Consider the following 7,417-nt stretch of genomic DNA (forward strand, 5'->3'; position numbering starts at 1 on the left):
TGTATCAGTTCTGTATCGGTCAACTCCGTGAAGGAAACGTCGAGTCCTGTCAGGTATGCAATCGATCTCCGCACTATCTCGGTTCTTATTTCACTGTTTGTGATCGATTCGATACCGCCGAACGCGAAGTTGACAACGCCATACGCGTTTTTATATCGCACGGCGCCCGCGTTGCCCGGCGAACCGGTGTAAGTGAAGACCTCAGACGCTCCCGTATTGGCTGATATTTCACTCGGGAACTGCTCGTCAGTTAGCAGTCCCGGTTGGAGACGTGAGAAGGAGAGACCGTCGCCGATAGGATCTCCCGGTACTCCGACCATATTATCGTTGTTCGAATCATCGCTGATATAGATGCTCCTGAGATAGTTTTCATACCAGTCTTTCGAAGCTCCTCCAGAGAGAAAAAACTCATTTACAAAAACAGTTGTGGGGTCGTTCAGGTCCCAGCCTATGTCCTGACCGGCTATCAGCAGATTACCTCCGCCATCGAGATAAGTACCTATTGCCGCTCTGTCTGAGGCGTCCAGACTCGGGAATGCCCATTCGCTTCCCCAGATTACAAGCGGAAAGTCAGCCATATTAGCAGGTGGATTTCCGTTTGAGAAGTTTTCAACCGTTATATATGAAAGATTCAAATCATTAAAGGTGTCCGTATAATAACTCTCTACGTTGTTGTCTCCATGGTCGTCGTCGACAAAGAGAAGCGGCTGGAAAACACCGATTTGAAATTCAAGCGTCTCGGTGTAACCAACCGCAGTTAGATCAAGGGAAAATTCAGCCGTATGAGGAATGGCGTCAGCGTTAACCGTTACGCTGAATAGGTCAGCGGAGTTGTCAGTTACATTATTGTTCAGGTCAGTCAACCCGGGCATATCGGGAAAAATTGAAGCATTGTCATCTATGGTAATCGCCCAGTCGGTCGATGAGAGAGTGCCGCTGAGATTTATGGCGTCGCCCCAGCTGTTTTCGAAACTCACCATAATGTCGGCGGACTCTCCGGCTTCAAGTACGCCGTCCCCGTCCCCGCCTGTTATGTTGAATACCGTAACGCTGCTCAGACGGATCTTGGGAGGCGCGACGACCGTTTCGGTGAGCGCGCGGTAGGCGTTTATCCTGCCGGTGCCTAATTTGCCGATGTAGGAAGGATTGACTACGTCGATGTTATCCGCAGTCTCGACGACCTGGAACATCAGCTCGGCGGCTGACATTTCCGGGAAGTGCGATTTTACAAGTCCTACCAGACCGGCGACCATCGGAGATGACATAGAAGTGCCCGAAAATTCAACGTAACTGTTACCGCCATAAAAGTCTGATGGCGTGACTATAGTGCTCAATATCCCCCTTCCGTTAGCCAGAGCATCTCCACCGGGAGCGGAAACCGTCACCCAATCGCCGTACGAGGAGTACCCTGCTTTCCTATCGAGGTTGGTCAGTGCAGCGACAGAGATTGCCCAAGGGACCGTACCGAGCGCATCGGGAATTATCTCATTGTCATCGTTGCCGGCTGCATGCACTATGACGACACCCTTGTTGAATGCGTATAGCGCGCCGGTAAGAACCGTTTTGCTGTTTCCGAAACTTAAACTTGTAACATGAGCGCCGTTATTTGCCGCATAGATATAAGCCAGGGCCATCCATGATGATAAACCAAGTCCCCCTCCGTCCGGAGTCATCCAGCCGATGCGCAGAGGCATGATCGTAATTCCAAAGGATATAGAGGCGACGCCGACAGCGTTGTTTGTAGCGGCGGAAGCGATGCCGGCTACATGCGTTCCATGCCCGTGAAAGTCCATCGGGTTGTTATCAGGGTCTTCGGCGTCCTCTCCGGGCCAGGCATCGTCCTCTCGACCCGTGACGAAGTCCCAGCCGCGGATGTCGTCGGTGTAGCCGTTATCGTCATCGTCTAATCCGTTTCCATCGATCTCGTCCGCGTTGTTCCAGATGTTGTTTTTGAGGTCCGGATGATCCCAATCGACGCCCGTGTCGATTATAGCGACAATAACGGTCGGATCACCCGTCGCGATGACCCATGCGTCCGGAGCCGATACCTGCGGAAACTGGAACTGGAATTGATAGAAAGGATCGTTGGGATCTCCATCTATGGAAAAGATATAGTCGGGTTCGGCATATTCTATTCTCGGGTCGGCTGAGAGTCTCGCCGCGATCGCCTTGACATTGCTGCCCGGCGCAAGAAATACCCTGAACACCGTCCTCAGGTCGGGGACGTTGCTTTTCGGCGACGGCAGCGTCTTGAAGCTCTTGAAGAGCCGTTCATGACCTACAGCGCCGTTTATTGTCAATAGAGCGTTCGCCGATGCGGCACTCTCCGGGGATTCGGCATAGGTTTTGAATTTTACCAACAGCACGTCGGGCAGGAACTTCTGTCCGGCTGCCTGTGCATCGACCTTCAGCGGTCCTTTTTTCTGCGCCGATGAGTATTGCGGTATGAAGAGAGTTATTAAAACGATCAATCTGATTATTCTGTAAAGATTTCTCATATTCTGTTCCTATTTGAGGATTTTATTTCTATCAATTGAATATTTCGACTTTTGAAAGTCGTATCAAAAACGTTGTTCGTAATGTGATGAATCAAATTATTGCTATCTGTTATTTGTTGACTGACAATCCATTTTAAACAGGAGAGGCTTCTTTGTCAAGAGTTTAGACGAACTACGGCTCGATGCACTCCGAAAAGAAACACATCACGCCTGCGCTACTCTTTTTAGAGGGGAATTATTCTGTGCGAGTCAGGGCTTGCCCTGACCGCACTTATACAAAAACCACCCCCCGCTTACCGCGGGACTATGCCTAAATCCCGCCGTTTCCGCCCGGCATTGGTCCGGCGGTGTCATCTTCCGAAAACGGTTTGGAGTGAGTCAACTGTGTTGATTATGCATCCGGCAGCCCGTCAGGAGCCGGGCCTTTGACTGGCTGCCGGATGCACTCCATATTCAGATCAAATGTAGGGGTGATTTACGAATCGCCCGCTGGACAACTTCCTACGGGGCCGACGAGACTTCCCGAAATTTATTCGGGACAACTTCCTGCGTTATTTATTTGACAGTCTTTCAATATATGTTCTGCTTTTATGCTTTTTTATTTCATGTTCACGCTTGAGGGCATTAGCTTTCGTAGGAAATTTTTCAGAGTGTACCATGACCCACGGTATACCACGTTTTGTGTATCTTCCCCAACCCAGGTTGTGCCTTTCTAATCGTAAATTTAGATTTTCTGTAATACCAACATAGTAACGGTCAATCTTGTTTGAGTAAATAATGTATAAATACCACATATTCACCTCGATAAGATAAACTCCTTAAGTTTATACAAGATTCTTACAAAGTTGTCGAGACTTCCCGAACTCCGTTCGGGACAACTTCCAGCGGGGTCGACGAGACTTCCCGAACTCCGTTCGGGACAACTTCCAGCGGGGTCGACGAGACTTCCCGAACTCCGTTCGGGACAACTTCCAGCGGGGTCGACGAGACTCGAACTCGCAACTTCCGGCGTGACAGGCCGGTGCTCTAACCAATTGAACTACGACCCCAGTTAGCTGAGATTAAGAAGTTTCGTTTTGCTGCTTTTTATTTCCTATATAAATTATCGCAAGCGGAATCAAAATCACATAGCCTACTGTCAGGAACAGAATAGAAACCGTTAATGCTTGCTGGCTGTAAACCTCGGAATTCCACATCAGTATATATCCGATGATTATAAACGCAAGCCCCGCGAAAAAAATCTGATAATTCCGTTTCCCGTAGGGGATTTCGCTTCCTGCCGTTCTCCTTTTTGCAGATTTTCTTTTTGCCATATCTCAACCGGTGCTAAATATATGAGCAGTGTAATAGGGTGTCAAGCAAAAGATAACGGCATCGATCGTGTGTTGGATTATTGGATTTGACTCTAAGAACAGTGAGGCATAACTTTAAAAATAATAGTTGATGACAAAATCAGGCAGTCAGGAATTCTGAATAATATGGAATTTTACGAGAAATATTTTAGGAGGCTCGGCGATAAGCTCGAGAGCGTCAGCACAGCCGACCTCGAAGAGGTCGTACGGCTTTTGCAGGAGACTTCTAAAGCGGGTAAAAAGATAATAATAGCCGGTAACGGGGGGAGTGCGGCTATGGCGAGTCACGTCTCTGTCGACCTGACAAAAAGCGCTGGAATCAGATCTATTAATTTTAACGAATCAGACCTGATCACATGTTTTGCAAATGATTACGGCTATGAAGAATGGATTAAAAAGTCGATCGAATTATATTCTGATCCGGGTGACAGTGTGATTCTGATTTCAAGCAGCGGTAAATCCCGAAATGTTATCAACGCTGCTGAATTATCCAGGAAACTGAATCTTAAACTCATAACTTTCAGCGGCTTCAGCTCTGAAAATGAGCTCCGTAAATTAGGGAACATTAACTTCTGGGTCGACAGCGATGAGTATAACGTTGTCGAAATGACACACCATATATGGCTACTGTCAATAGTCGATAGAATCATATCCGAACAAGCATAATAGTTGCACATATTGTCAATTCAGGTTGAGTTCCTGCATGTCTTTACCTGCTTAATTATGACTTAAATCTCAAGTCGAGCTGGATAAGGGGGTGGCAATTTATTGCCGAATTGTTCGAAAAATACATCCATTTCAAATGAGGGTTCTGACTAATGGTACAGGTTCAGAAGGTTTGTGTAATCATCGTTGAGCTGGCACGAAAATTGTACTAAAAAACTGAAACTGATGCGGCGATAGATGGTCGCCGTGAGACGATATTACAAAGAAGATCAGGATTGTGGGAATTTATGCCGGAAAATAGCGGGTTTGTTGTTCGAGAAAAGGCGCTTTCGGATTATCTGAATTATCAATACCGCACCGATGAGATTTGCATCACATCGTATTGGAACATTCAGGTCTGAATCGAAATTATGAATATGTTCAATACTGAGAAAACCGATAATAACAGTTTAACCAAAAAAAGGAGTAACAAATGAGAGGATTTGTTACAAATAAAGCCGGCATTGCCTGGATAATCGGCATATTGATATTGTCGATGGCTTTATTTACAAACGTTGACCTCACTTTAGCCGGAGATAAAAAAGCGACTTCCCGGCTCGATGGAAAAGGCGTTAAGGTAGTCGATGCCGAAACCGGGTTTGACGGTCTGGAATGGCTGAAGCTTTACAAAAGCAATGGCTGGGAAACAAAAGAGTATGCCGGCTCAGTTGCCGTGCAAGCGGGAATCGATGCCGTTCAATGGTCTCCCGAGCTTAAGGTGCTTCACAAGAGGTTTAGTGAGCAAGCCAGGATAAATGAGCTCCGGGACTCCCGGTGGAAGATTCTTAAAGCATTCAGAAACTCGCGTAAGGTCTCCGAGCTTTCCATGAGCAAAAAGTCTACAGGACTTGGCGGAGCTTACGCCGCGGGGACGACAACCATTCTCCTTAACGGCACGAATCCTGCCACCATCAACGTGGGAGATCCGGTTGTCGTAACTATCTCACTGGCTGGAGATACGGCGTTCGTGAATGTTTATTGGGATGCAAACGGCGACCAGGAAATCGATGCGGGCGATTTTGACATGTTCGAAGGTGAAGACGACAACTTCATCGTGGATAACGGGTTTGAGGACGAGGACCTCACAGTTGGTATCATTAGGATCACTCTCAATCCATCAGGTTTTGAAGACGATGATTTCCTGCTATTGGCTGACAACGGTTTTTTGTTCAGAGCCGATGACGGAACTGCGGCGGACACGGCAGCCCTCTGGATAAATTCGGTGCCAACCGGTTTTTCCGTCTCCGGAACGGTGGGAGGCCCACATGAGGACGTGATAATGTTTGCGGAATCTTGCCTCGATGAATTCTGCTTCGACTTCGGTCAGAGCAGCCAAAACGCGGCTCTTGCGACTACTGATGCTTCCGGTAATTACACGCTGCATCTTCCCACTGACCAGGCTGGTTACTGGTTAGTTGGGGCGTTCGACGCTTTTGGAGTAACGGGCGGTCTGTTCCCTAGCCCATCTTTCACAATCCTATTTGTCACCGGGGATGAGGTTGGAGTTGACTTCAATTTCATTACAGGCGATGCTACGATAGATGTAACTCTTAAGGACGGGTTAGAGACGGCTATCCCGAATATTCGCATCTTCGCGTTTTCTGATAATTTTGACATAGGAGTCGAGGAAACGACGGACGCATCGGGCAGTGTCAGCTTTAACGTAGTGGGAGGAGACTGGTTTGTATTTCCCGATGAGGATGACCTACTCGGGAATTACCTTGTCCCGTTTACGGAGCATATTTTCCTCCCGCCCGGAGGCATGACCTCTATTGACATGGTTGCTCATGCCGTTGATGGTACCATCACCGGAGTCACTTACCTGGACGATGTTGCGACGAGTGGAATCGTTGTAAGAGCAACCTCTGACCTCGGCTTTTCCAAAACGACGAGCGCTATGAACGTAACGGCCGGGGATTATTCAGTAGATGTCTCGTCCGCTGCGGATTCCCCGAACAACGGTTATTGTGTATCAGCGTGCCACCTTTCAATGGATCAATTCGTGGTTACGGATTTTGAGGAAGTACAAACCGGAGCTGCGAACATAGATATTTATGTCTCCTCGGCAGAGGGATATATCGAAGGTACCGTGTTTGACAAGGATACAGGAGATCCGATTGAGTTCGCTGGAGTCTGTGCGAGCGATGATAGTACAGACGGCGATTTTAACTGCACGGGGACTGGTCCGGGTGGGAGTTACCTCCTTCCGGTTCTCAACGGAACGTATACCGTGTTTGCCTTTGCGGAAGGGTTTATGCCCGATTTCGTCAGTCCGGTTACCGTTAACAACAACACTGTCGCTGTGGATTTCTTTCTGGAGCAGGGAGCCGGATTCAGCTTGCCCGACGTTATGGCGGTCATTGACATTCCTAACGACCAGGGTAGACAGGTCCGGGTTATATGGAATGCGGCATCTCTCGACTTCACTGATGTTGAATTTTATACATTGTGGAGACTGGTAATCGACATGGGAGAGGTTCCGCCGGCAGCTGCGCCGAGTGAGACTCAAATACTGATATCCCAGGAGCTATGGGACTACATCGACGAAATACCTGATGTAGGTTTTCCCGAATATTCCTACGTAGCTCCGACTCTCGGGGACAGCATTTCTCCTACGGAGATATGGTGGTCGACGTTCATGGTCAGGGCCCACACCGAGTTCGGCGAGGAGTTCCTCACGGGTTTCCACGGAGAAGGATATTCGGTTGACAACCTTATCCCGGACGCGCCGAATCTCAGCGGAATGCTGGTTTCGGCAGGAAATGAACTCACCTGGACCGAGATAGTGAATGAGGAAGCTAAATACTATACGGTTTACCGTTCGGTAAACGGCGGAGATTTTCAACCGGTGGAGAACACTAT

The 7,417-nt window shown here is 48.3% G+C and carries 5 protein-coding genes and 1 tRNA gene; 2 read left to right on the plus strand and 4 right to left on the minus strand.

The annotated features are described in order from the left end of the window. From IID12_09095 to IID12_09110, 4 genes are all read right to left on the minus strand, one after another. Positions 1-2,498, minus strand: a 2,498-nt coding sequence (locus IID12_09095) for a S8 family serine peptidase (protein MCH8289243.1), incomplete at its 3' end; no start/stop codon positions are given. Between the two features lie 551 nt (positions 2,499-3,049). Beyond that, positions 3,050-3,292: a GIY-YIG nuclease family protein gene (locus tag IID12_09100; GenBank protein ID MCH8289244.1), complete on the minus strand. Its 243-nt coding sequence runs from the start codon at positions 3,290-3,292 to the stop codon at positions 3,050-3,052. A 181-nt stretch (positions 3,293-3,473) separates the two neighbouring features. Beyond that, positions 3,474-3,547 (minus strand) — tRNA-Asp (locus IID12_09105). Positions 3,548-3,559: 12 nt separating this feature from the next. Further along, the gene (locus IID12_09110; protein MCH8289245.1) at positions 3,560-3,811 is read right to left on the minus strand and encodes a DUF3098 domain-containing protein; all 252 of its coding nucleotides are present in this window, start codon (positions 3,809-3,811) and stop codon (positions 3,560-3,562) included. Between the two features lie 165 nt (positions 3,812-3,976). Between IID12_09110 and IID12_09115 the strand changes: the two genes are divergently transcribed. Beyond that, positions 3,977-4,516: an SIS domain-containing protein gene (locus tag IID12_09115; protein ID MCH8289246.1), complete on the plus strand. Its 540-nt coding sequence runs from the start codon at positions 3,977-3,979 to the stop codon at positions 4,514-4,516. Between the two features lie 472 nt (positions 4,517-4,988). Then, on the plus strand, positions 4,989-7,417 hold a 2,429-nt coding region (locus tag IID12_09120), incomplete at its 3' end, for a carboxypeptidase regulatory-like domain-containing protein (GenBank protein ID MCH8289247.1).

Source organism: Candidatus Neomarinimicrobiota bacterium (genome assembly GCA_022567655.1).
Classification (GTDB): Bacteria; Fidelibacterota; SORT01; order SORT01; family SORT01; genus JADFGO01.

What these genes read in the sequence shown, in the direction of transcription:
- IID12_09110 (MCH8289245.1), bottom strand. Translation starts at nt 3,811, where the DNA reads ATGGCAAAAAGAAAATCTGCAAAAAGGAGAACGGCAGGAAGCGAAATC.
- IID12_09115 (MCH8289246.1), top strand. Translation starts at nt 3,977, where the DNA reads ATGGAATTTTACGAGAAATATTTTAGGAGGCTCGGCGATAAGCTCGAG.
- IID12_09100 (MCH8289244.1), bottom strand. Translation starts at nt 3,292, where the DNA reads ATGTGGTATTTATACATTATTTACTCAAACAAGATTGACCGTTACTAT.